This window comes from Brachybacterium saurashtrense, assembly GCF_003355475.1.
Classification (GTDB): Bacteria; Actinomycetota; Actinomycetes; order Actinomycetales; family Dermabacteraceae; genus Brachybacterium; species Brachybacterium saurashtrense.
The window spans coordinates 3,402,712-3,426,463 of sequence record NZ_CP031356.1 but is presented as its reverse complement, the minus strand read 5'-3'; the positions used below and the strand labels follow the sequence as shown (position 1 = coordinate 3,426,463).

20 protein-coding genes are annotated in these 23,752 nt (G+C 73.6%); 1 reads left to right on the top strand and 19 read right to left on the bottom strand.

The genetic code is table 11. The annotated features are described in order from the left end of the window. Positions 1 to 3: 3 nt before the first annotated feature. From DWV08_RS15400 to DWV08_RS15315, 18 genes are all read right to left on the bottom strand, one after another. Positions 4 to 1,272: a glycosyltransferase gene (locus tag DWV08_RS15400; RefSeq protein ID WP_162801592.1), complete on the bottom strand. Its 1,269-nt coding sequence runs from the start codon at positions 1,270 to 1,272 to the stop codon at positions 4 to 6. Next, positions 1,269 to 2,126, bottom strand: coding sequence for a glycosyltransferase family 2 protein (locus DWV08_RS15395; protein ID WP_115414608.1), 858 nt, complete (start codon positions 2,124 to 2,126; stop codon positions 1,269 to 1,271). Before DWV08_RS15395 ends, DWV08_RS15400 begins: the two co-directional genes overlap by 4 nt. Further along, positions 2,123 to 3,238, bottom strand: coding sequence for a glycosyltransferase (locus DWV08_RS15390; RefSeq protein ID WP_115414607.1), 1,116 nt, complete (start codon positions 3,236 to 3,238; stop codon positions 2,123 to 2,125). Before DWV08_RS15390 ends, DWV08_RS15395 begins: the two co-directional genes overlap by 4 nt. Continuing rightward, positions 3,238 to 4,176, bottom strand: a complete 939-nt coding sequence (locus DWV08_RS15385; RefSeq protein ID WP_115414606.1) for a glycosyltransferase family 2 protein — start codon at positions 4,174 to 4,176, stop codon at positions 3,238 to 3,240. Before DWV08_RS15385 ends, DWV08_RS15390 begins: the two co-directional genes overlap by 1 nt. Then, positions 4,173 to 5,246, bottom strand: a complete 1,074-nt coding sequence (locus DWV08_RS15380) for a glycosyltransferase family 4 protein (protein WP_115414605.1) — start codon at positions 5,244 to 5,246, stop codon at positions 4,173 to 4,175. The genes DWV08_RS15385 and DWV08_RS15380 overlap by 4 nt, the downstream gene beginning before the upstream one ends. Further along, positions 5,243 to 6,145, bottom strand: a complete 903-nt coding sequence (locus DWV08_RS15375) for a glycosyltransferase family 2 protein (protein WP_115414604.1) — start codon at positions 6,143 to 6,145, stop codon at positions 5,243 to 5,245. The genes DWV08_RS15380 and DWV08_RS15375 overlap by 4 nt, the downstream gene beginning before the upstream one ends. Continuing rightward, on the bottom strand, positions 6,145 to 7,398 hold the full coding sequence (locus DWV08_RS15370) for an ABC transporter permease (protein ID WP_115414603.1): 1,254 nt from the start codon (positions 7,396 to 7,398) through the stop codon (positions 6,145 to 6,147). The genes DWV08_RS15375 and DWV08_RS15370 overlap by 1 nt, the downstream gene beginning before the upstream one ends. Continuing rightward, entirely contained in the window at positions 7,395 to 8,483 is a 1,089-nt protein-coding gene (locus DWV08_RS15365) for a glycosyltransferase (protein WP_115414602.1), read from the bottom strand. The genes DWV08_RS15370 and DWV08_RS15365 overlap by 4 nt, the downstream gene beginning before the upstream one ends. Then, positions 8,474 to 10,723, bottom strand: a complete 2,250-nt coding sequence (locus tag DWV08_RS15360) for an N-acetylneuraminate synthase family protein (RefSeq protein WP_115415064.1) — start codon at positions 10,721 to 10,723, stop codon at positions 8,474 to 8,476. Before DWV08_RS15360 ends, DWV08_RS15365 begins: the two co-directional genes overlap by 10 nt. Next, complete coding sequence (locus DWV08_RS15355; protein WP_115414601.1) at positions 10,720 to 11,427, bottom strand: acylneuraminate cytidylyltransferase family protein; 708 nt, start codon at positions 11,425 to 11,427, stop codon at positions 10,720 to 10,722. Before DWV08_RS15355 ends, DWV08_RS15360 begins: the two co-directional genes overlap by 4 nt. Continuing rightward, a complete protein-coding gene (locus DWV08_RS15350; RefSeq protein WP_115414600.1) occupies positions 11,424 to 12,476 on the bottom strand; it encodes a hypothetical protein in 1,053 nt (350 codons plus the stop codon). Before DWV08_RS15350 ends, DWV08_RS15355 begins: the two co-directional genes overlap by 4 nt. Next, positions 12,467 to 13,540: a CgeB family protein gene (locus DWV08_RS15345; RefSeq protein WP_115414599.1), complete on the bottom strand. Its 1,074-nt coding sequence runs from the start codon at positions 13,538 to 13,540 to the stop codon at positions 12,467 to 12,469. Before DWV08_RS15345 ends, DWV08_RS15350 begins: the two co-directional genes overlap by 10 nt. Further along, entirely contained in the window at positions 13,537 to 14,484 is a 948-nt protein-coding gene (locus DWV08_RS15340) for a glycosyltransferase family 2 protein (protein WP_115414598.1), read from the bottom strand. Before DWV08_RS15340 ends, DWV08_RS15345 begins: the two co-directional genes overlap by 4 nt. Then, on the bottom strand, positions 14,481 to 16,106 hold the full coding sequence (locus DWV08_RS15335; RefSeq protein WP_115414597.1) for a tyrosine-protein kinase domain-containing protein: 1,626 nt from the start codon (positions 16,104 to 16,106) through the stop codon (positions 14,481 to 14,483). Before DWV08_RS15335 ends, DWV08_RS15340 begins: the two co-directional genes overlap by 4 nt. A 114-nt stretch (positions 16,107 to 16,220) precedes the next feature. Further along, a complete protein-coding gene (locus tag DWV08_RS15330) occupies positions 16,221 to 17,645 on the bottom strand; it encodes a sugar nucleotide-binding protein (protein ID WP_115414596.1) in 1,425 nt (474 codons plus the stop codon). Further along, positions 17,642 to 18,643 (bottom strand): dTDP-glucose 4,6-dehydratase, encoded by a 1,002-nt coding sequence (rfbB, locus tag DWV08_RS15325; protein WP_115414595.1) that lies wholly within the window; start codon positions 18,641 to 18,643, stop codon positions 17,642 to 17,644. Before rfbB ends, DWV08_RS15330 begins: the two co-directional genes overlap by 4 nt. 29 nt (positions 18,644 to 18,672) lie before the next feature. Beyond that, the gene (rfbA, locus tag DWV08_RS15320; RefSeq protein ID WP_115414594.1) at positions 18,673 to 19,563 is read right to left on the bottom strand and encodes a glucose-1-phosphate thymidylyltransferase RfbA; all 891 of its coding nucleotides are present in this window, start codon (positions 19,561 to 19,563) and stop codon (positions 18,673 to 18,675) included. A 75-nt stretch (positions 19,564 to 19,638) separates the two neighbouring features. Then, entirely contained in the window at positions 19,639 to 21,390 is a 1,752-nt protein-coding gene (locus DWV08_RS15315; RefSeq protein ID WP_115414593.1) for a pyruvate dehydrogenase, read from the bottom strand. Positions 21,391 to 21,698: 308 nt separating this feature from the next. On the opposite strand from DWV08_RS15315, the gene DWV08_RS15310 reads away from it, so the two are divergent. Further along, positions 21,699 to 22,319 carry a hypothetical protein gene (locus DWV08_RS15310; RefSeq protein ID WP_115414592.1) on the top strand — a complete coding sequence of 207 codons (621 nt, stop codon included), beginning with the start codon at positions 21,699 to 21,701 and terminating at the stop codon, positions 22,317 to 22,319. Between the two features lie 29 nt (positions 22,320 to 22,348). On the opposite strand, the gene DWV08_RS15305 is transcribed toward DWV08_RS15310, so the two are convergent. Next, positions 22,349 to 23,719, bottom strand: a complete 1,371-nt coding sequence (locus tag DWV08_RS15305; RefSeq protein ID WP_115414591.1) for a hemolysin family protein — start codon at positions 23,717 to 23,719, stop codon at positions 22,349 to 22,351. Positions 23,720 to 23,752: the final 33 nt, after the last annotated feature.

Below are 23,752 nucleotides of genomic sequence, written 5' to 3'. Positions count from 1 at the left end.
GGCTCAGCGCGCGCCGGAACGCCCCGTCGCGTAGACGGAGAGCACCGTGCGATCGAAGACACAAGGGTCGTGGAGCCGTGCCAGGCGCTCCGCGGTCTCGGCAGCATGCCTCCTGCGCTCGGGATCCCGCAGCGCGGCGAGGATCCCCGCGACGAGGCCTTCGGTCTCGTCGCTCAGGGCGACGAAGTCCTCGCGGCGGCCCACGCCTTCGGCCCCGATGGTCGTCGCGACCGTCGGAACGCCTGAGAGCAGCGCCTCGATCGTCTTGAACTTGACGCCCGCCCCATCGCGGAGAGGCACCACGCAGCAGTCCGCGCCGCGGTACTCCGCATCGAGATCCTCGACGAAGCCCGTCGCGGTCGCGCCCGGCGTCCCGTCGATCTGCGCGTGCAGACCGTCCGGGGCGCCTCCGCCCACGATCCGCAGGCACGCCTCCGGCATCGACGAGCGGACCCGCGGCCAGATCTCGGAGAGGAGCCAGTGCACGGCGTCCCGATTCTCCGGGCGCCCCAGGTAGCCCACGAAGAGGACGACGGGCCGTGCCGCACGCTCTCCCCCGGCCGGTGGCAGGACGTGCTCCCCTCCTGGGGCGTCGGCACCCCTCGACGCGATCCTCGGTGCGAGCACGGTGATGCGCTCCGCCGGCACGCCCGCCTCGAGGAGGAGGTCCCTGTCCTTCTCACTGAGCACCACGCTGCGGTCGAGACGCCTCCCGCACCACCGCTCTTCGCGCCGAGCCCGTCTCGAGGCGGTGAGGAGGCGATCCCTCTCCTTCCCGGGCGGGGTGAGGGAGGCGGTGCGCTCGATGCGCTGCGAGACGACGTCATGGAAGGTCCCGACGATGACCGGACGCGGACCGGCGAGGAGACGGACCATCGGCAGGAGCCGGATCTGGGCGAACCACTGCAGATCGATGACGTCCGCGTCGCGCAGGGCACGACGCGTTCGGCGCTGTAGGAGGAGAGAGGCGACGAACGGCGGGTGCGCGTGCTGGAGCGCAGCGCCGTGCGCCCACCGGTTCAGCCGGTGCGCCGCTCGCACCGCGATGCCCGCCGGGCTCCACCGGCGGGGCCAGTCCTCGGGAAGCTCGGTGCGGGGCGCGATGCTGGCCGGTAGATCCTCGCGATTCCCCCGGTGTGCGGGGGCGAGGACGAGTACATCCGTGCCCTGCTCGAGGAGCGAGCGGGTGACGTCCCGCTGCAGCACTCCTCCCGCATGAGGCACCGAGGCGACGGGGACCCCTCCTGTCAGGTGGACGACGCGGACCGTCACCGCGGCCCCCAGACCCGGTGGCGCAGGTTCCCCTGCCACCGCCCCACGATCCATCCCAGCCCACGAGCCGACGCCACCCGGTCGCCGTCGCCACGCACCAGGCGCACCACCGTCCCGGCGACGCGGCGCAGGTCATGCCGCTCCCTCCGGAGGGAGGAACCGCGGATCCCCTGCCTTCGATGTTTGACATACAGCTGGATGTAGGTGGCGCCGTAGCGTCGGAACTGGCGGAAGGCGGAGCGGGCGTCCGCCCGCGGCACGTAGTGGAAGCGCGCGGCGGGCACCACCCCGAGCCGGTGCCCGGCCAGCTGTGCGCGCCAGCAGAAGTCCACCTCCTCCTGGCCACCCACGAAGTCCTCGTCGAAGCCGTCCACGGCGTCGAACACCTCCCGTCGCAGCGCGAGGAAGGCGGAGATCCCGTAGGGCAGGAAGTCCTGGGCGACGGGCAGCTCGAAGGTGGCCGGGTCCGCGTCCATCGGCACCCCGGCGGCCAGGCCCAGCCCCGGGTCCGCGGCGAAGGCGTCGACCACGGCGCGCAGCGCCCCGGGATCCACCTCGTCGTCGGCGTCGAGGCACAGGATCAGCGCGGCGCGTGCGGCCCGGATGCCCTCGTTGCGGGCACAGTTCGCGCCCTGCGCGCGCCGGGCCGGAACCACTCGCAGGTCCAGCCCGGTCCCCGCGGCGTGGGCCGCCTCCGCAGTGCCGTCGACGGACCGGTTGTCGGCCACGATCACTTCGAACCGCGGCGGATCCTGCTGCGCGGCGAGGGAGCGCAGCTGGCGGCCGATGGTGCCGGCCGCGTTGAAGGCCGGGATCACCACGCTCAGCGCAGGGTCTGCGGTGGGAGCTGTCATCGGTGCGCCTCCTCACGGATCCGGTCCACGAAGCGCTCCTCGGAGAACGTCGCGGCGCGGGCACGGATCGCCGCCGCATCCCAGGGGTGCTCTGCGGCGCGGGTGACGGCCTCTGCGACCGCGTCCGGCTCCGCCCGGTCGAAGAACAGCCCGCTGATGTCCTCCTCGACGGTGTCGAGGTAGCCTCCGGCGCGCAGGGCGAGGGTGGGGACGCCGTGGGCGCCCGCCTCCACGGGGGTGAGCCCGAAGTCCTCGTGGCTCGCGGCGACGAGCAGCTGCGCGCTCTCGTAGGCCCAGCGCATCTGCGCGTCCGTGAGCCCCTCGACGAGGCGCACGTTCGGCGGGGCGATCGACTGGAGCCGGGCCCTCTCCGGCCCTCTGCCGATCACCAGCAGGCGGTGCTCCGGCAGGGCGCGGTAGGCCTCGAGCACGCGGTCCACGTGCTTGTAGGGCTGCAGGCGGGAGACCACCAGGTGGTGTCCGCCCGCGGCACCGTCCTCCCCCGCCCAGCCGGCGAGCGCGGGGATCGGCTCCTGCGGCCCCTCGGCGACGGCAGGACTGAAGGGCGGGAAGAGGGTGGGGGCGTCGAGGCCGTAGACGTGCCGGATCCGCTCGCGGACCACGCTGGAGTTGGCGAGATAGCGGTCGGCGCGGAGGGCCGCGCGGCGGTCCCAGCGGCGCAGGGCCGGGCCGAGGGCGGCGAGCGCGAGCCGCTTCGGGTCCCGGGGAGAGGCGTCGCCGAGGTAGTCGCCGGGCAGGTAGAGCCAGCGCGCCGGGGAGTGGCAGTACACGATGCGCCGGCCCCGGGTGGGGAAGGCGTGCGCCCAGCCGGAGGAGGAGGCGATCACCACGTCGGCGTCGATGCGCAGCGCGGAGGCGGCGCCGGCCAGCAGCGGCAGCGCGAGTCGCGGGTCGCGGCGGAACGGGCCGATGCGGTTCAGGGGGCTCACCCGCACGTCCCGGTCGCGGAACTCGGGATACGTCTGCTCCGGGGCGTGGAACAGGGTGTGGATCGTCGCCTCGGGGAAGGCACGGGCCAGGGAGAGCACCACCCGTTCGGCGCCGCCGCGCTGGGTGAGGTAGTCGTGGGCGATCGCGATTCGCGGAACCATCAGAACACCTCCCGCGCCGAGTCCGGGGCGCGGTAGCCGGCCACGCCGGCTGCCTCGACCGTGAGGGCCACGAGCTTCGTCGCGACGGGACGCGGCACCCGGCCCAGCAGGCGGTCCACCCGGGAGCCCCAGGCGCGCGGGTCCCGGCCGACGACGCGGCTCGCGCCCCGGACCAGCGCGTTCCACGGCGACAGCGGTGGCACCGCGGGCGGCAGCACGGCCGTCCCGTGGAGGTGCTCGAAGAGGCGGCGGGCGGCACCCGCATGGGCGGCGCGCTGAGCCCTCCCGGCGGTGGTGACCGCGGCGACGCGGTGCTCGGTCTCCAGCGCCGGGTCCAGCCGCACGGGGATCCCGGCGCGGTGGAGGCGGTACCCGTAGTCGACGTCCTCCCAGCCGTACAGGCGGTACCGCGGGTCGTAGGGGCCGATCCGCTCCCAGGTCTCCCGGGTGAGGGAGCAGTTCCCCGCCCAGTACCGCCAGGCGCGGGACGGTTCCGCGTAGGCACCGGCGCGCAACGACTCATCGGCGTGCCGGCCGTACACCTCCCGGTACCGGGAGGCGGGCGAGGTGTTGAGGTAGAGCCCCACCATGCCGCAGGGCGCGCCGCGGTGCGCCTCCACGTGCCCGCGCACGTAGTCGGGGCCGGGCACCAGATCGTCGTCGCAGCGGATCAGCACCTGGGCGCGGCTCTCCGCGAACCCGGCGTTGAGCGCGGCGACGCGCCCGCGGTTCTCGGGGAAAAGCACGTGCCGCACCGGGAAGCGCCGCTCCGCCTCGACCAGCGCGACCGAGCCGTCGTCGATGCCGTCGATCACCACCACCGCCTCGAAGGCGGGGCTCGAGGGGGTCTGTGCGGCGAGCGCGTCGAACAGGACGGGGAGGCGCTCCGCTCCGCGGTAGCTGGGCACCACGATGCCCGCCTCGGGCTCCTGGCTCATCGGTCGCCCCTCCTCTCGCCGTGGGCCGGCGCGGCGAGGCCGCTCAGCATCCGTGCCACGCGGGCCTCGCCGGCCTGCGGGGAGTACTCCCGCTGCCAGCGCTCCCGGGCCCGGTGGGCCCGCTGCTCGTCGCCCTGACGGAGCTCCTCCAGGGCGCGGGCGAGCACCCGGGCGAGATCCTCGGCCTCCCCGTGGCGCGCCACCCAGGGGTGGTCGGGCCCCGCCACCTCGGGCAGCGCCCCGGCGTCGCTGATCACGAAGGGCACCCCGGCCGCCATGGCCTCGGCCGCGACGAGGCCGAAGGACTCCGGCGCGCTCGAGGGGAACACGGCGAGGTCCACGGCGGCGAAGAACGCGTCCCGCGCCATCCAGCCGGGTCGTTCGGTGATCCCCTCGACGTCGCGGAGTGCTGCCTCCAACGCTGCGGCCTCATCGGGGCGGCCGAACCGGGTCTCCCCGGCCAGCAGCAGGCGCACCTCATGCTCCGCGGCGACGTGCGCCATCGCCCGTGCCAGCACGTCCACGCCCTTGTCGCGGGTGAGCCGGCCCAGGAATCCCACGGTGAACGGGGTTCCGGGCGCTCGGCGCGAGGGCGCGAAGGGGACCTCCGCGGTCCAGTTCTCCAGCACCTCCGCCCCGGGCACGCGCGCCGCGACGTGGTGGGAGGGGACCAGCACCCGCGCCGCCCGCCAGGACGCGAGCGCCGCCGCGCGGCGGTGCCACCGCCGCGGCAGCTGGTGGAGGTGCACGAGCCGCGGCCCGATCCCGGCGGTCGCGAGCGCGGGAGCGAGACCGTGGCACCACAGCGGCACCGCGGGATGCCGCAGGCGCCACCGGGCCAGCGCCGCTAGGTAGCCGCGGCGTGTGGCACCGGGGAGGGGGATCGTAGGGAGGCCGCGAGCTGCGGCCGCCTCGACCACGAGGGCGGGCCGGGCAGGGGCGATTACGCTCACGTCGAGACCGAACCGCTGCAGCACCTGGGCGGTGGCCAGCAGCATCACCTCGCCGCCGCCGAGCTCCCCCTGGTTGGCGGCGAGCACGAAGCGGGGCCGCACGTCGGCGGCGCTCATCGGTCACGCTCCTCGAGCAGGCGGCGTCGCAGCGCCGGGGAGCCAGGGCGGTATCGCACCGCGCCCACCACCCGTCCGGCGGCGGCGACCGCCACGGAAGCGCGGGCACGGGCCGCGGAGCGTCGGGTGAGGAGCGCCCCGGCCAGGGCGCGGAATGCCCGGACGGCGTCGACGAGCGTGCGGCGGAGGGTGTAGTCGGTGCTGTCGTAGCGGGGGAAGCGCCGGGCCATCAGCACCCGGCCCTGGCCCAGCAGGAACCTCTTGCGGACCGAGGTGACACCGTCGCTGAGGGTGTAGTGCACGATCGCCCCGGGAGCGAACCGCAATGGATACCCGGCCTCCTGCACGCGCCAGGAGAAGTCCACGTCCTCGAAGCCGTACCGGGGCAGCGACTCGTCGTACCCACCTACCGCGAGACAGAGCGCGCGGCTCATCCCGCAGTTCGCGCCGCCCACATAGGGCAGGTAGGAGGTGCGGACGGGACCGGTGCCATAGAGGTCTCGTTCGGCCGCACCATCCGGACCGGGCACCAGCAGGCGCCCTCCCACCAGCACGTCGCCGTCCACGGCGGCAGACATCGCGGCGACCCATCCTGGGTCCACCTCGTCATCCGCATCGCAGAAGGCGAGGATCTCCCCCGAGGCGGCGAGCACGCCCGCGTTGCGGGCCGCGGGGATGCCTGGGGTGGCCGCGGCGTCCACCAGCAGGGCCGTGGCCGCGACGCGTCCCGGCGAGGCGATCCAGGTGCGCACCACCTCCACGGTGCGGTCCCGGGAGCCGTTGTCGACCACCACCACCTCGAACGGCGGGGCACCCACCTGGGCGTCGAGCGCGCGCAACTGCCGTCCGATGCGCTCCTCCTCGTCGAGCGCGCAGAGGATCACCGAGAGCTCCGTCATCACGCCTCCCTGGGAACGGTTGCCGAGCCGTCCGGATCTGCTGCCGTCCGCTCCGGCGCCGCCTGCGCGTCCCGCGGGCGGGCGAGCAGGTACAGGCCCACCCCGAGCGCGAGGCCCCACACGTTCGTGAAGAACACCTCCCCGAGTCGGGTGGCGCACACCAGCAGCACGACCCCTGCCGCCTGGGCGACGTACTGCTCCCGGGGCGAGGCGCCGCTGAACGGGCGCACCAGCACCAGCACCGTCACCCCCACCACGAACAGCGTCCACGGCCAGCCGCCTTCCACCAGGGCGCTCCAGTAGGAGTTGTGGAAGAACCAGGTGCCGTCCTCGATCACCACGTAGGCCTCCCCCAGGCCTTTCCCGAGCAGCCCTGCCTCCTCGACCTTGAGCTGTGAGGCGTCATCGATCCGGGCGCGCAGCAGGTCGCTGCCCTCCCGGTCGGAGAACTCCCCGATCTGCGAGTAGTCCTCGGCGAGCACATCCACCACCACGGCGGTGATCACACCCAGGATCCACTTCCCGATCATCGGCAGATGCGGGGCGAGGAGATACCAGGTGAGCCCCGCCAGGTAGGCGGCGATCGCGGTGCGCGAGCCGGTGAGCCACACGGCGGAGGCGCTGAAGAGCACCACGAGGAGTCGAGTACTGGTGCGCGTAGTGACCCACAGCATCAGCAGCCCCACCACGCTGTAGGTGAGGCCCGCGACGTTCTTGTCCCCGACGAGCCCGGTGAGCACGCCCCCGTACGCATCCTGCACCAAGCCGGCATAGAACAGCGGAACATTCACCACCAGCGCCGTGAAGGTGCCGATGATCGCCGAGCGCGCCTCGAGACGTCCGCTGGCCAGGAAGAACACCATCACCGTCACCGCCGCCATGCGCAGCAGGCGGGTCTCCCAGTCCGCGGCGAACGCGGTGGGGACGGCGAAGAGGGAGACCACGCCGACGTAGAAGAGCACCGCGATGAACAGCGGGATGAGCATCGCGAGCCCGTCGAGCCTCCGTAGGGGCCGCTTCATCATCGCGTACGCGCAGAGCGCCGCGAGCACCAGGTGCGCGGTGGGGATCGGGCCGATCGAGGTGTAGCCGGGCAGACCACCGGCCGCGGTGAGCGCGAAGAACAGCACCGCGTCGGGGATCCGGATCGCGCCCACCGATCGGGCCGTGCGGCGGGCACCGGCGGCGGCACGCGCCCCGATCGTGGGGGCGGGCGCGGGGCTTCCGAGGCGTACGGGACGCGGTGCCGTCATGACAGCTCCTCGTACACGAAGGCGATCCGCGCGCACATCGCCGCGACCGATCCCCCGGGGCGGTGCGCCTCCGGCCGCCGCTCCCGTTCCATCCCCTGCTCGACGATCGCCGCGGCGACGGCCTGCGGGTCCGCGGCGTCCGTCAGGCAGCGGGAGGGCACGATCTCGCGGTTCCCGCCCACATCGGTGGCGACCACGCCGAGGCCGTGGGCGACGGCGTCCAGGAGGGTGTAGGAGAGGTTCTCCCAGGCGGAGAGCTGCACCACCACGTCGTGCTCGCGCAGCGCGGCGTCCGCCTCGACATGGCCGGGGAAGCGCACCCTCTCGCTGATCTGCAGCTGCCGGGCGCGCGCCTGCAGCGCTCCTGCCTCGGGGCCGTCCCCCGCGATCGTGAGGCGTGCCTCCGGGTGCGAGGCGGCGACCACGGCGAAGGCGTCGAGCAGGCGGTCGATCCGCTTCTCCGGCGCGAGGCGGGACAGGGAGAGCACGCGCAGGCCGGGCCGAGGGGCGGTGGGCGGGGAGGGCAGGTCCACCCCGTTGCGGATCACGGTGACCTGCCGGGCCCGGCCCCATTGCGCCGCGATCTGCGCCGCGGTGGAATCGCTGACGGCGATCACCCGATCGGTGCGGTGCAGCCGTGCCCGGTGGGCGGCCTGGCGCAGGTGGGCCTGCGCGGCGCCGGGCCGGTACAGCCCTGGCACACCGGCGATGCCGTGTTCGGTGGAGACCACCGGGAGTCGTCGTCCGTCGGCGGTGCGTATCCCGGTGGCCGCGGTGACGCCGGCGAGGTCCGCGAAGGCGAGGTGGGTGTGCAGCAGGGCCGGTCGCAGGGTGCGCAGAGCCCGTCGGAGCGTGCGCACCGCACGCAGGGTCCCGGCGGCCGGGGAGACCGGGCCGGTGAGCACCGCGGCCCCCAGCGCGCGCAGCCGCTCGGCGAGCGGCCCCTCGGGGCACAGCACCACCAGCCGCCAGCCGGGCACGCCGGCGTGCACCGTGTCCAGCACGTGCCGGGCCACGCCGCCGAGCTCGGCGACGGGCACCACCCACAGGGCGGTCCGCACCGCCCCGGCACCGCTCAGAACCATTCCCGCAGCCGATCCAGGGCGGTGAAGAAGCCCTCGCCGTTGTTCACGTGGCCCATCCAGATCTCGGGGATGAACGGGGCGTCCGGGGCGAGGCGGTCCATGCGCTCGGCGAGGTCCTTGAAGTCCACCTCGCCCTCGCCCACCTGCACGCCCTCGCCGTCCACGCCCACCGAGTCCACGATGTGCAGGTGCTCGGTGTACGGGCCCATCTGCTCGAGGTACTCGCTGAAGGGCCGGTGGTGGAAGGTGGCGGCGAGCTTCGAGTGGGACACGTCCAGGGTGAGGCGGCGGCCGTAGGTCTCGCAGAACCACACCGTGTCCTCCGGCTCCATGAACAGGTTGTGGAACTGCTGGCCGCCCATCAGCCACGGGAACGGCGGGAGGGTCTGCGCGGTGAGCCGCACCCCGGCCTCGTCCACGCGCTCCAGCCCCTGCTGCACCCGCTCGTACAGCGGGTAGCGCTCCTCGGGGCGCAGGTGGCGGTCGGGCAGGAAGCCGCCCATGGTGACGACCACGATCGGATCCTCGGCGCAGGTGAAGTGCTCGGTGAGGCCGCGGGCGAGGTCCACCACCCGCTGCACCTCGTGGATCGAGCGCTCCCAGATCGCCTGGTCCGGGGAGGCGAGGTCGATGAGGAAGTCGCCGGGGTAGAGATCCGGGGCGTGGACGGTGACGAACTGCGCGAGCCGCTCCCCCGGGGCGAAGAACTCCTCGATCCCCAGGTCCATGTCCTGCGCGCTCTGGTGGAACTCGAGGAAGTCCGGCTGGGACACCTCCAGCAGGGCGCGGAAGTCGTGGAACCGCACCGGCAGGCCCCACGGGCGGCGGAAGGAGTACTCGGAGCGGGCGCGGGGCCGGCCGGCCAGATCGCCGGGGTAGAAGAAGTCCCCGGCGGGCACGTCGCGGTGCAGCCGCACCCCCAGCAGGGCGTCCCGGCGGTCCGGCTGCAGGCCGCGCCCGGGGCTCTTCACGTCCACGTCCGCCGTGGTGACGGTGTCCCCGGCGCGCAGGTCGCGCGCGGCCACCAGCGACTTCGCGAGGTTCACGCGGTTCATCAGCTCGCCGGTGGAGAGCTCGCGCGGTCGATCGCTGCCCAGGGACTCCTCCACCTCCCGCACCTGGCGCACCATCGCGGCGAGCTCGTCCGGCAGCAGGGACACCTTGTGGTCGTTGCCCTCGAGGGTGCGGTCCAGCGTCACATGCTTCTCGACGATGTGCGCGCCGCGCGCCACGGCGGCCAGCGGCACGTGCCAGCCGCGCTCGTGGCCGGAGTACCCCACCGGGCAGTCGCCCAGCTCGGCGAGGCGGTCCATGTACCGCAGGTTCACGTCCTTGAACGGCGCGGGATACGTGGACTGCGTCTGCAACAGCGCGAAGGGGGCGCCGCGGCCGCGCAGCACCTCCACCGCCCCGGTGATCTCCTGCTCGGTGCTCATGCCGGTGGAGACGATCATCGGCGCGCCGAAGCCGGCCACCGCGGCGAGCAGGTCGTGGTTCGTGAGATCGGCGGAGGCGATCTTGTACCCGGGCAGGCCGTAGCGGTGCAGCGCCTCGGCGGAGGGCAGGTCCCAGGGCGTGCACAGCGCGTCCACGCCGCGCTCGGCGCAGTGGTCGAGCACCCGCCTCATGTCCTCCACGGACAGCGAGTACTTGGCCAGCAGGTTCATCGTGTACTGCGGGCCCAGGTCCTCGCCGGCGCTGCCGGCGCCGCCGGAGCGGTACAGCGCGCCCATGTCCCGCAGCTGGAACTTCACCGCGTCCACCCCGGCGCGCACGCACTCGTCCACGAGCCGTGTCGCGAGCTCCACGTCGCCCTGGTGGTTGTTGCCGATCTCGCCGATCAGCAGGGCGGGATGCCCGGCGCCCACGGTGCGGGAGCCGATGGTGAGGGTGCGGGTGCCGGGCGTGGCGATCGCGAGCAGGCGGCCGCGCTCGTCCACCATCGGGATCCGGTCGATGCCGTCGCCGAACAGGACGGTGATCTCGGCGACGGGCGTGCCCTCGGTGACGGCGACGAAGTCGGTGTTCGCGGCGTCGAGCGCCGGCTGGGTGAGGTCCGGGGTGGTCGAGCCCACCAGCCAGCGGCGCACGTCGCCGTCGCTGAGGGTGCCGCGCACGGTGCCGTGCTCGTCCACCACCAGCACCATCCGGGCCCGGTTGTCGTTGATGCGGCCCAGCGCCTGGAGCACGGTGGCGTGCGCGTCGACCGTGTACGGGGCGGTGTGTCGGTCCAGGATCACGAGGTCCTCCATCCGAGTCGGGCGAGCATGCTCTCGGCGGCGGCCACGTCGGTGAGGGTGTCGATGTCCACGCCCTCCACCTCGTCCAGCACGAACAGACCGGTGCGCCCGCCGATGCGGTTGCGATGGGTGCGATAGACGTGCGGCGCGGTGACGTACAGGCTGCCGTTCTCGAAGTAGTGCAGCTGCTGGGGGGTGAGCTCCTGGCGGCGCGGGCGGGCGGCGACGTCGTAGGCGGCGCGGGCGCTCGCCCCGGGATGCTCCGGCAGGCGCCAGAAGAACGGCGACTCCGGCACCACGCCCACCAGAGAGTCCACCCCGGTGCCGCGGAACTCGGCGATCGCGCGGCGGATCGTGTCCGGGCGGCGCACCGGCGAGGTGGCCTGCAGCAGCACCACGGCCTCCAGCGTCACGCCCTCCGCCTCCACCGTGTCCATCGCGTGCAGGACGGTGGGTTCGGTGGGAGCGGTGTGGGTGGCGAGCTCGGCGGGCCGGTCGATCACCCGTGCGCCGTGCTCCCGCGCCACCTGCGCGATCTCCGCGTCCTCGGTGGAGACGGCGACGATCACGTCCCCGTCCTCTCGCGCCTCGAGAGCCTGCGCGATGGTCCAGGCCAGCAGCGGCCGCCCGCCCACGGGCAGGAGGTTCTTGCGCGGGATGCCCTGGGAGCCGCCGCGCGCCGGGATCACCGCCAGGATGCTCATGCCTGTCCCTCCAGCAGCTGCGCGATCACCCGGGAGGGCTCGTCGGCCGGGCCCGTCGGCGCCGGGGTGGGCTCCCCGCCCCAGCGGCGCAGGCCGTAGCGGTCCCAGAACTCGTGCACCCAGCCCGGGGCGCGGCGCGCCTCGACGTAGGCGGGCAGGCCGCGCACGGCGGCCTCGAGCACGCCGGTGGAGAACACGCCCACGACCGGGCGGCGCAGCTCCCCCAGCGGCAGCGAGGTGTCCTGGAACTCGATGCCGCGACGGCGCATCACCGCGTGCGCGGCACGGGAGAGGGCGTCGAGCTCCGAGGGGTGGGGACGGTACAGCGCGCCCTCGCGCCGGCAGAAGGCGTAGGCGGTGCCCGCGGTGACGTACCGCGGCAGCTCCGCACCGTGCATCTGGCCCAGGAACACCGGGCGGTCGACCTCCACCACGAGCGGCCCGTCGGCCTCCCGCCCTGCCTGCCACAGCAGCTGGGAGCCGACGGTGCGCACCTCGAGGTCCTCCCGGCCGGAGCGGTAGAACTCCGCATCGGCGTCGCTCCAGGCCAGCAGCGTGGTGCGGGGCGGCAGCGGCGGCGCGTAGGGGGTGAGCGCGCCGTGCTGGACCACCGCGGCGGCGACGTCCTGGGCGAGCGCCCACTCGTGCACGGCCCGGCCCACCCGCAGGTGCCAGCCCAGCGTGAGCGCGGTGGTGATGCCCCGCCCGGTGAGCGCGGGCGCCGGCTCCTCGACGAGGCGGCGCTCCCACTCCGGGCCCGCGATCTCCGGCAGCTCCACCCCGGCCGGGGCGAGCACGTCCACGGGGGCGGAGAGGTAGGGAAGGGCGGTGAGCAGGCTTGCGCGCGAGGTGGGCGAGGCGGAGTCCACGCCCAGCAGGATGCGCCCCTCGCCGGAGCCGGCGCGCGAGTGCAGGGCGAGCGCGGGCCGGGCGGGCTCGTCGCCGCGGCGCAGCGCCCCGGCCACGGCGTGCTTGACCTGGCGGGCGCGGTGGCGGGAGGTCTGCCACTCCTGCCAGCGCTCCAGGCTGCGGGGATGGATCAGTGCCATAGCGAGTCGACCTCCTCGAGGCGATGGTCGAAGGTGTGGTGGGCCAGGGTGCGGGCGCGGCCCGCACGGCGCAGCCCCTCCGCCCAGGCGGTGTCGGCGAGGGCGCGGCGGGAGAGCTCCTCCAGCTCGTCGAGGTCGTGCCAGACGGCCACCTCGGTGCCCACCTCGTAGAACTGGTCCACGTCGTCGCGGTCCACCAGCTGCACCCCGCCCATGCCGGGGATCTCGAAGGTGCGCATGGCGTGCCCGTTCTGCAGGCCGTGGATCGCGACAGCCGCCGCGCCCTCGGCGTGGATCTGGTAGGCGCGCTCCAGCGGCACCTCGCGGGAGGCGGCGATCGGCGGCCGACGCCACGAGAAGGTGCGGGCGCGGTCCACGGGATGCCGGGAGAAGGAGCGCCCCCAGGCGTGCACGGGCAGGCCGCGCTCGGCGAGCGCGGTGAGTGCCTGGACCCGGTTGGGGTAGCCGGCGCCGATGAACACGATCTCGCCGCTGCGGTGCCCGCTGGGCTCCACCCGGTGTGGGTCGAAGGCATTGGGCACGAAGTGCGCATCCACGCCGCGCGCCCGCAGCGCCTCGGCCTCGGAGCGGGCGTAGTCGACCACCGGCCCCACGGCGCGCAGGAAGTCGTCGTCGTAGTCGTGGCGGTGCAGGTCGTCGTAGAGCCACAGGATCCGGGGCAGGTCCCCGAGCTCCTCCCAGAACCGGGCGTCGAGCCCGTCGCCCTTGATCACCACCACCCTGTCCGGGCGCACCTGCCGCAGCATCGCGATCACCCGCTCGGTGAGGCGGGCCGTCTCCCGGGCGCGCACGGCCTCGCGCGCGCCCAGCCGCTCGGGCAGCTCCACCGTGGCCTTGAGGCGCAGCTTCTCCGCGACGGTGTCGTAGGCGTCGTAGCGGGCGGTGTGCACCTCGTAGCCGCGGCGCGCGAAGGCATCCCCGATGCTGCGCCAGTAGCCGTGGAAGGCCGGGGAGATCAGCAGCAGGCGCGGAGTGCGGCCGTGCGGGGCGGGGCTCGTCGAACCGGGGGCCGTGGCGGTGGGGGTCGTCGGCGCGGTGCTCATCGGGGCAGCTCCCGCCCGGCGCGGTGGATGAGGGCGAGCTCCTCGCGGGCCACCCGTAGCGGGGCCACGTCCCGCCCGGCGGCGCGGCGCCCCGTGTTCCACAGCAGGTTCGCGCCGGTGGCCGCGGTGAGCCCGGCGCGCAGCAGGTGCACGTTCCCGTGCTTGCGGGCGTAGCGCAGGCGGGCGCCCACCAGCCAGCGCCTCCGCCGCGACTCCCCACCGGAGGAGCCGCCGCCGGCGTGCCGCACCTCGAGATCGGCGTCGAGCAGGGAGGGGATCCCCTGCCGGCGCAGCCGCAGTTGGAGGTCCACCTCCTCGGCGTACATGAAGTACCCCTCGTCGAAGCCTCCCGCCGCCCGCACCTCGGCGAGCGGCAGCAGCAGCACCGCCCCCGCCACCCAGTCCACGGGGAGCATGCCGTGGCCGCGCTCGGCGCGCAGGTCGTGGCCGACGGCGCGGTGCAGCAGGTCGCGGTGGCGCTGGGAGGCGAGCGGAACCAGCCACTCCACCACCTGATGGCCCACGGTGGGGAAGCGCCGGGCGGCGTGGCCGGAGCGGCCCGCGCCGTCCACGGTGCGGCACCCCACCACGGCCGGCATCCACGGGGCGGCATGGGCGACCAGGCGCGTGCAGAACCCGGCGGGGATCTCGAGATCGGAGTTCAGCACCAGCGCCTGGTCGATCCGCTCGTCGGCGGCGAGCAGCTCCAGGCCGGTGTTCACGGCGGCGCCGAAGCCGCCGTTGACCGTGCGACGGTGCAGCTCCGCCCCGGCCGGCAGGGCGCTCGGCTCCAGCGGCACGGGGCTCGCGTCGTCGATCACGAGCACCCGGGCGGGGCGCTCGGCGACGGGGACCTCCGGGCCCACGAGCGCGTCGAGCAGGGGCAGCACGGGATCGAGGGGCCCGTGGACGGGGACCACCGCCCCGAGCCGCTCGAGGGTCATCCCTGGTCCCGGTCCGTGGTGGCGACCCGGCGACCGCGCGGCCGGCGCGGGGACTCGCGCCCCGCGGACGACGCCGACGCCGTGGGCGCCGGTTCCGGCGACCCGGCCGACCGCACGGCGCGGGACGCCTCCGAGGTCGTGCCGTCGGCGTGCGCCGCAGCGGCGGCCGGAGCCTCCTCCTCGGCGGTGTCGGGCAGTACGGCGTCGGTCTCCGGTGCGATCTCCACCTCGTCGCCGTACTTCGCGTAGGCGTGGTAGCCGTACCCGGTCTCGCCGTAGGCGATGCGGGTGAAGCGGGTGGTGGAGATCCGGTTCAGCACCACGCCGTACACGGTGGCGCCGATGTCCCGGATCGCGGCGACCGAGGCCGACAGGCCCATCGCGCGGGTGCGCCCGGCGACGGCCACCACGATCGCGCCGTCGGCATGGCGGGCCAGCAGCTGGGCGTCGGTGACGGCGAGCACCGGCGGCGCGTCGATCACCACGAAGAAACGGCGGGACAGCTCGCCGATCAGCTCCTGCATGCGGCGGGAGCCCAGCAGCTCGGAGGGGTTGGGCGGCACCTGCCCGGAGGGCAGCAGGGAGAGCAGCGGCACCGAGGCGGGCTGCACGGCGTCCTCGACGCCCACCGCGCCGGCGAGCAGCTGGGACAGCCCCACCTCGCCGTCGATGCCGAACTGCTCGGCCACCCGGGGGCGGCGCAGGTCCGCGTCGATCAGCAGGGTGGGCTGCCCGGAGCGGGCCATCACCCGGGCGAGGTTCCCGGCCACCACGGACTTGCCCTCGCCGGGCGCGCCGGAGGTGACCACGATCGAGCGCGGCGGCTCGTCGACGCCCACGTAGCGCAGGTTGGTGCGCAGGCGGCGGATCGCCTCCCGGGCGGCGAAGGTCTTCGGCTCGGCCAGCAGCCCGTCCTTGCCGCGCACCAGCTCCTTCGACTCCGGCAGGGTGGCCAGCAGCGGCAGCGAGACCGCGGCCTCCAGATCCTCGGCGGTGCGGATCCGGGAGTCGTTGCGGTCCCGCACCCAGGCCACGGCCAGGGCGATCAGCAGCCCGGCCACCGCACCGACGGCGAGATAGCGCTCGCGGTCCGGGGAGACCGGCGCGCCCGGCACCACGGCCGTCTGGTACGGGACCAGCTGCACGCTCACGGGCACGTTCTCGTCCCCGCCGGTCTCGAGCACGCGGGCCTCCTGCGCCGTGGCCTCGACCGCGGCGTTCGCGATCGCGGAGGCCTGCTCGGCGGTGGCGGCGCGGGCGGTGACGGTGAGGATCGGGGCGTTGGGGTCCAGGCCCACGCTCAGCGAGCCCGCCACCGCGTCCGGGGAGGCGTCCAGGCCCAGCTCGTCCACGATGGACTGCCCCACGGCGCGGGTGCCGAACAGCGGCAGGTAGGACTGCGCCTTGGTGTACTGCAGGTCCATGTTGCCGCTGGTCTGGCTGATGGGGTTGCCCTCGTCGTCCGTCTGCGCGGTCGCGGAGACGTAGCCGAGCGCGCTGGCGCTGTACACCTCGGGCTGGGTGTAGGAGTAGCCGTACCCGGCGGCGGCGCCGAGCGCAGTGATGCCGAGGAGCAGGAGCAGGTTGCGCAGCAGCAGCCTGAGGAAGTCTTCGATCGTCACCGGCACGCACCGTTCAGCAGGGTCGAGGGGCTCGTTCATCATAGGTGAGCACCCCCGGACACGCGTCGGGAATCCAGGCCTCGGCCCGGTCACGATGTGCGCGGCGCGCGCGGCTCACCCCTGGCGCGCGGCGAGCAGCTCGCGCAGGGCCGAGAACTGCTCCCGCGGCACGAAGCCGGTGGCGCGCAGCGCCGAGAGGTCCAGGGTGGAGCGCGCCGGCCGCGGGGCGAGTCCGGGGCGGTCGGCGGCGTACTCCGCGGTGCTCACCGGGCGCACCCGGGCGGGGTCGTGACCGGTGAGGGCGAACACCGCACGGGCGATCTCCGCCCAGCTCGCCGGCTCCCCCTCGTTGGTGAGGTGGTAGATGCCCGGCGCCGGACGCACCGCGAGCAGGTGCTCGATCCCGGCGGCGAGATCCTCGGCGAGGGTGAGGCGACCGATCTGGTCGTCCACCACGGCGGGGTCCACGCCGCGCGCGGCGAGCTCCGCCATCGTGGACACGAAGTTCCGCCCCTCCCCGATCACCCAGCTGGTGCGCACCACGTAGTGCGCCGGCAGGGTCGCGACCAGCTGCTCCCCCGCGGCCTTGGTCTGCCCGTACACGCCGAGGGGACTGAGCGGCTCGTCCACCGGATGCACCGCGGCGGTGCCGTCGAAGACGTAGTCGCTGGAGAGGTGCACCAGCACGGCGCGATGCCGCCGCGCGGCCTCCACCAGGTGCCCCACGCCGGCGACGTTCACGGCCCAGGCGGCGCGCCGCCCCTCCTCGGTCTCGGCGGCGTCCACCGCGGTGTGCGCGGCGGCGTTGACGATCGCGCCGTACGGCGAGACGTCGAAGGCGGCCACGCTCGCGGGATCGGCGATGTCCAGGCGCGACCGGTCCACCACGTCGACGTCGGCCCGCTTCCGCCAGCGCGCGGCGAGCGCACGGCCCAGCTGGCCGGAGCCGCCCACCACCAGGGTGCGGCGGGGCGGCACCGGGGTCACCTCCGCCAGGCGCGGGTGGGCGCGGTCCTTCGCGGAGAGCTCCGCGCGCTCCAGCGGGATCGGCCAAGGGATCGCGGCGGTCTCGTCGGCCAGGTGCAGGAAGGTGTACTGCGACTGCGCCGCCTCGGACCAGTGCTCGCCCACCAGGTACGTGTACGCGGCGGGCGCCTGCACCGTCTGGAAGGCGTTGCCCACCCCGCGGGGCACGAACACGGCCGTCCCGGGGCTGATCTCGTGCCAGTACGCGGTGCCGAAGGTGGGCCCCTCACGCAGATCCACCCACGCCCCGAACACGGCGCCGGTGGCGACCGAGACGTACTTGTCCCACGGCTCGGCGTGGATCCCGCGGGTCACGCCCTCTGCCTGGTTGAAGGAGATGTTGTTCTGCACGGGGCCGAAGTCCGGCAGCCCGGCGGCCACCATCTTCTCCCGCTGCCAGTTCTCCTTGAACCAGCCGCGTGCGTCGCCGTGCACCGGGAGGTCCAGCACCAGCAGCCCGGGGATCGGGGTCTCGCGGACGGCGAGCTCCCGCGCCTGCGCGGCCGGGCTCACTGGCCGGCCTCCGCGTACTTCGCCTCGGTGGCCGCCTTCTGCGGCCGCCACCAGGCCTCGTGGTCCCGGTACCAGTCGATCGTCGCGGCGAGCCCGGCCTCGAAGTCCCGGAACTGCGGCGACCAGCCCAGCTCCTGGCGCAGCGGAGTCGCGTCGATCGCATAGCGCAGGTCGTGACCGGCCCGGTCGATGACGTGGTCGTAGTCGCCGGGGTCGCGGCCCATCAGGCGCAGGATCATCTCCACCACCTCCTTGTTGCTGCGTTCGCCATCCGCGCCGATCAGGTAGGTGCGGCCGCTCTGCCCCGCCTCGAGGATCCGCAGCACAGCGCTGGAGTGGTCCTCGGCATGGATCCAGTCGCGCACGTTCAGACCCGCCCCGTACAGCCGGGGACGCACCCCGTCTAGCAGGTTCGTGATCTGCCGGGGGATGAACTTCTCCACGTGCTGGCGGGGCCCGTAGTTGTTCGAGCAGTTCGAGAGGGTCGCCGAGATCCCGAAGGAGCGCACCCACGCCCGCACCAGCAGGTCGCTGCCCGCCTTCGTGGCGGAGTACGGGCTGGAGGGGTTGTACGGGGTGGCCTCGGTGAAGCGCTGGGGATCGTCCAGCGCCAGGTCCCCGTACACCTCGTCGGTGGAGACGTGGTGCAGCCGGGTGCCGTGGCGGCGCACCGCCTCCAGCAGCGTGAAGGTGCCCACCAGGTTGGTGTGCAGGAACGGGGTGGGATCGCCCAGGGAGTTGTCGTTGTGGGACTCGGCGGCGAAGTGCACCACCGCATCCGCCTCCGCCACCAGCGGATCCACCACGGCGGCGTCGGCGACGTCCCCCACCACCAGGCGCACCCGCTCCACGGGCAGCCCGTCGAGGGAGGCGCGGTGGCCCGCGTAGGTGAGCTTGTCCAGCACGGTGACGGTGTGATCGGTGCGCGCCAGGACGTGGTGGACGAAGTTGCTGCCGATGAAGCCGGCGCCGCCGGTGACGAGCAGGTGACGGGACATCGACGAACCTCCGGGCTCGGGGAACGGGGTCAGGGGCGGACGGGCCGGTCGGCGCTCTCGCGCTCCAGCACGTCCAACAGGTAGCGGCCGTAGCCGGATCTCACCAGCGGCTCGGCGCGTTCGCGCAGCTGCTCGTCGCTGAGGTAGCCCATGCGCCAGGCCACCTCCTCGGGCGCGCCGATCGAGAGGCCCTGCCGCAGCTGCACGGTGCGGATGAAGTCCCCGGCGGCGGCGAGATCGTCGAAGGTGCCGGTGTCCAGCCAGGCGGTGCCACGGGTGAGCACCTCCACGTGCAGGGCGCCGTCCTCGAGATACCCGCGGTTCAGGTCCGTGATCTCGAGCTCGCCGCGCGCCGAGGGCGTGAGCGCCTTCGCCCGCTCCACCACGGTCTCGTCGTAGAAGTACAGGCCCGGCACGGCGAGGTTCGAGCGGGGCGCGGCGGGCTTCTCCTCGAGGGAGACGGCGCGGCCATCGGCACCCACCTCCACCACGCCGTAGGCGGTGGGATCCTTCACCCAGTAGCCGAACACGGCCGCGCCCTCCACCTCGGAGTAGCGGCGCAGCTGGGTGCCCATGCCCTGCCCGTGGAAGAGGTTGTCCCCCAGCACCAGCGCGGCCCGGCCGCCGCCCAGGAACTCCTCGCCGAGCGTGAAGGCCTGCGCGAGGCCGTCCGGCGAGGGCTGGACCGTGTACTGCAGGTTCACGCCGAAGCGGTCGCCGTCGCCGAGCACCCGCTCGAAGGCGGCACGGTCCTGCGGCGTGGTGATGATCAGGATGTCGCGGATGCCCGCGAGCATGAGCGTGCTCAGGGGGTAGTAGATCATCGGCTTGTCGTAGACGGGCATCAGCTGCTTGGAGACGCCGATCGTCAGTGGATGGAGCCGCGACCCGGTGCCACCGGCCAGGATGATTCCCCGCATGCGGCCAGTATGTCAGTCGGGGCCGCTCCTGAGCAGGTGTCTCGCCCCGACGGGACGGACCGCGCCCGGCGGGGTTCAGCGCGGCATGTTGCGCAGGTTGGCCGCGGCCATGTCGAGCATCCTGCCCACGCCGCCGCCCAGCACGATCTTCGTCGAGGCGGTGGCGAAGCCGCGGATCTGCTGGGCGGAGATCTTCGGCGGCATCGAGAGCGCGTCCGGATCGGTGACCACGTCGATCAGCATCGGCCCCGGGGTCGCGAGCGCCTCGGCGAGCTGCGTGGGGAGCTTCTTCGGGTCGGTGATCCGCACCGCACCGAGGCCCACCGCGCGCGCGATCGTCGCGTAGTCCACCTGCTCGTGGTCGGTGCCGTGATCGGGCAGGCCCTCCACCAGCATCTCGAGCTTGACCATGCCGAGGCTGGAGTTGTTGAACACGAGGATCTTGGTGTTCAGGTCGTGGCGCTTCACGGTGAGCAGCTCCCCCATCAGCATGCCCAGCCCCCCGTCGCCGCTCATCGAGATCACCTGCCGGTCCGGGAAGGCCATCGAGGCGCCGATCGCCTGCGGGAGGGCGTTGGCCATCGTGCCGTGGTGCCAGGAGCCGAACAGGCGGCGCGCCCCGTTGGGGGTGATGTAGCGGGCGCCCCACACGTTGCACATGCCGGTGTCCACCGTGAACACGGCGTCCTCGTCGGCGAGGTCGTCGAGGGTGGCGGCGACGAACTCGGGGTGGATGGGCGTCATCCGCTCCACCTTCTTCGTGTACGCGGCGACCACCCCGGTGAGCGCCTTGTGATGCGCCTTGAGCTGGCGGTGCAGGAACCGGTGGCTCTTCGTCCCCGTGAGCAGCGGCAGCACGGCCTGGAGGGTGAGCGCCACGTCGCCGTGCACGGCGAGGTCGAGGCCCACGCGGCGCCCCAGCCGGGAGGCATCGGCGTCGATCTGCACGATCCGCGGGCCGCGCCCGCCCTCCCCGCCGGGGAGGAACTCGGTGTAGGGGAAGTCGGTGCCCAGCAGGATCACCAGCTCCGCCTCGTGCATCGCGTCGTAGCAGGCGCCGTAGCCGAGCAGCCCGCTCATCCCCACGTCGAAGGGGTTCTCGTACTGCATCACCTCCTTGCCGCCGAAGGCGTGGCCGATCGGGGCCTTCACCCGCTCGGCCAGTGCGAGCACCTCCTCGCGGGCGTCGCGCGCCCCGGCGCCGGCGAACAGCATCACCGTGTCGGCCTCGTCGATCAGCTCGGCGAGGCGGCCCACCGGCCCCGCGGCGGGCTGGACCGCGCCGAACTCGGTGGCGAGATCACGGGTGAGGGGCCCGTCCACCTCCTCGTCCGCCACGTCGCCGGGCAGCACCATCACGGAGACGCCCCGCTGCGCGAGCGCGGTCTGGATCGCGATGTGGAGCATCGTCGCGCCGTGGGAGCCGGAGTTGACGACCTCGCAGAAGTGGGAACACTCCTGGAACAGCCGCTCCGGATGGGTCTCCTGGAAGAAGCCGGTGCCGATGTTCCCCGAAGGGATGTGGGAGGCGATCGCGAGCACGGGGGCGCCGTCCCGGTGGGCGTCGTACAGGCCCTGGATCAGGTGCGTGTTGCCGGGCCCGCAGGAGCCGGCGCACACCGCGAGCCTCCCGGTGAGCCGGGCCTCGGCGCCGGCGGCGAAGGCACCGGCCTCCTCGTTGCGCACGTCCACCCACTCGATGCCCTCGGTGGTGCGCACCGCGTCCACCACCGGGTTCAGGGAGTCACCCACCACCCCGTAGATGCGCTCCACCCCCAGGTCGCGGAGCTGGGTGACGAGGAGCTGGGCGAAGGTGCTGCGGGCCATGGTGGTCCTCCTGGCGACGGGGGCGTCGAACTGGCGCGGCGCAGAGGGAGCGCCGCCGTCCTCTCACGCTATGCCCCGACCCGCGTGGCGGGAAGGGAACGGAGCGCGCTGTCGCTCCGACCGTGACACCGCCCGAGGCCACAGCTCCCGCCGCACCGTGGCCTCGACCACGGAATCACCCGTTGCACCGATTCGCGCTGACCACTCGGTATACGGTGGCGGTTCCGCCCACCGCGCCATTGGTCCGAACTCCGTCCGCACGGCCTTCCACCGCGTGACCGCCGCGCCGAAGACCCCTGGAGTTCCTCATGGACATGTCCCGCCGTCCCTCCCGGCGCACCGTCCTGCGCGCCGCCAGCTGGTCCGCGCCCGTCGTCGCGGTCGCCGTCGCCGCCCCCGCGCTCGCCCTCTCCGACCCCCTGCGCGAGACCTTCGATTTCTACATCACCGCCGCCGAGGTCATCGGGGACGGGGCATCGGGCGAGGTCCGTTCGAACGGCGTGCGCGTCTCCCCGCGTCCCGGGCAGGGGCAGCCGATCGTCGCAGCAGGCTCGATCGTCGAGATCACCTGCACCTACACGGGCGACAACCCGGACGTCGACTTCCTGAACTTCCCCTTCCCCTACACGCGGTCATCCGTGGCGCAGAACAACACGCCGTGGAAGATCGCCTCCTCGAGCGCGCAGGGCTTCACTCTCCGGGCGGAGACCCCGTACGACACCTTCGAGCCCACGATCGGCCAGTTCTCCTGGCCGCTGGATCCGAGCGTCAGGCCCGAGGACGACTCGATCCAACTGTCCGGGACGTTCACGATCATCCCGGGAGGCGACTTCCCGGAGGGCGGGACACTCTCCCCGCTCACCATCGACCCGAACCTCGGCACCGGCAGCCTCACCGGCCCCAGCGCGGAGACCTGGCCGGAGAACTGATCCCGCCCACAGCCACTCGGGGCGGGAGGTCAGTCGTCCGCCTCGCGAGCTGCCGCGGCGGGGGCGGGCGCCTGCCCCGCGGCGGGCGCGGCGCCCGCCGGGTCGCCGGGCAGATCGCGGATCAGCCGCACCGTCTGCACGCGCCGTTCGTCCACCTCCACCACCTGCAGCGTCCCGCCCTCCACGGGCACGACGTCCCCCGCCTCAGGGATCCGGCCCAGCTGCGCCATGAGGAAGCCGCCCACCGTCTCGTAGCCGCCGGTGTCCGGCAGCGGGATCTCGGTGGCGGCCTCGAACTCCTGCAGGATCAGCCCACCCTCGAAGGTGCCGTCGGCCGCGACGATCCGGTCCAGCCCGCCAGGGGCGGGCCAGGACTCCTGGTCGAACTCGTCGTAGATCTCGCCCACCAGCTCCTCGAGGAGGTCCTCGAGGGTGATGATGCCGTCGGTGCCGCCGTACTCGTCCACCACCACGGCGATCTGCTGGGCGTGGGCGCGCATCCGGTTCAGCGCCCCCAGCACCTCGACGGTGCCGGGGATGTGCTCGATGGGGCGCACCAGCTCCGACATCCGGGTGGTGGCCGGATCGTCCACCAGCAGCATGTCGCGCACGTGCACGAAGCCGAGCACGTCGTCGACGTCCTCGCCGGTGACCGGGTAGCGGGAGAACCCGGAGTCGCGGATCTCCTCGCGGATCTCGTCGACGGTGCCGCGGCCGTCGAGGAAGTGCACCTGGTGGCGGGGCTGCATCACCTCCACCACGGTGCGCTCGGAGGCGTCGAACACGTCGGCCAGCACCCGCGACTCGGCCTGGTCCAGGGCGTCGGAGTTGCGCACCATCGACTTGATCTCCTCGGCGGAGACCGCCTCGCGGTCCGCGTGCGGGTCCCCGCCCAGCAGGCGCACCACGATGTTGGTGGAGACCGACAGCAGCCAGATCACCGGGCGCATCATCCGCCCGAACACGCTCAGCGGCGGGCCGACGATCTTGGTCATGCCCAACGCGTTCTGCATCGCCAGGCGCTTGGGCACCAGCTCGCCGAACACCAGCGACAGGTAGGCGATCACCAGCGTCATCCCGATCAGCGCCACGGTGCCCGCGGTCGCGGAGGGCACTCCCGCGCCCTCGAGCACGGGCACCAAGGAGGGGGCGATCGTGGAGGCGCCGTAGGCGGAGGAGAAGAACCCGGCGACGGTGACCCCGATCTGCACCGCGGAGAGGAACAGGTTCGGGTCCCGCACCAGCTTCGCGGTGCGCTCGCCGCGCGCCCCGTTCTCCTCGAGCTGGCGGATCTGCGACTCGCGCAGGTTCACGATCGCCATCTCGGTGCCGGCGAAGACGCCGCCGATCAGCACGAAGAGCACCACGAGGGCGAGGTTGAGCAGCGCGGTCCAGTCCATGCGCCCACGCTACCCGGCCGGCAGGCCCGCCCG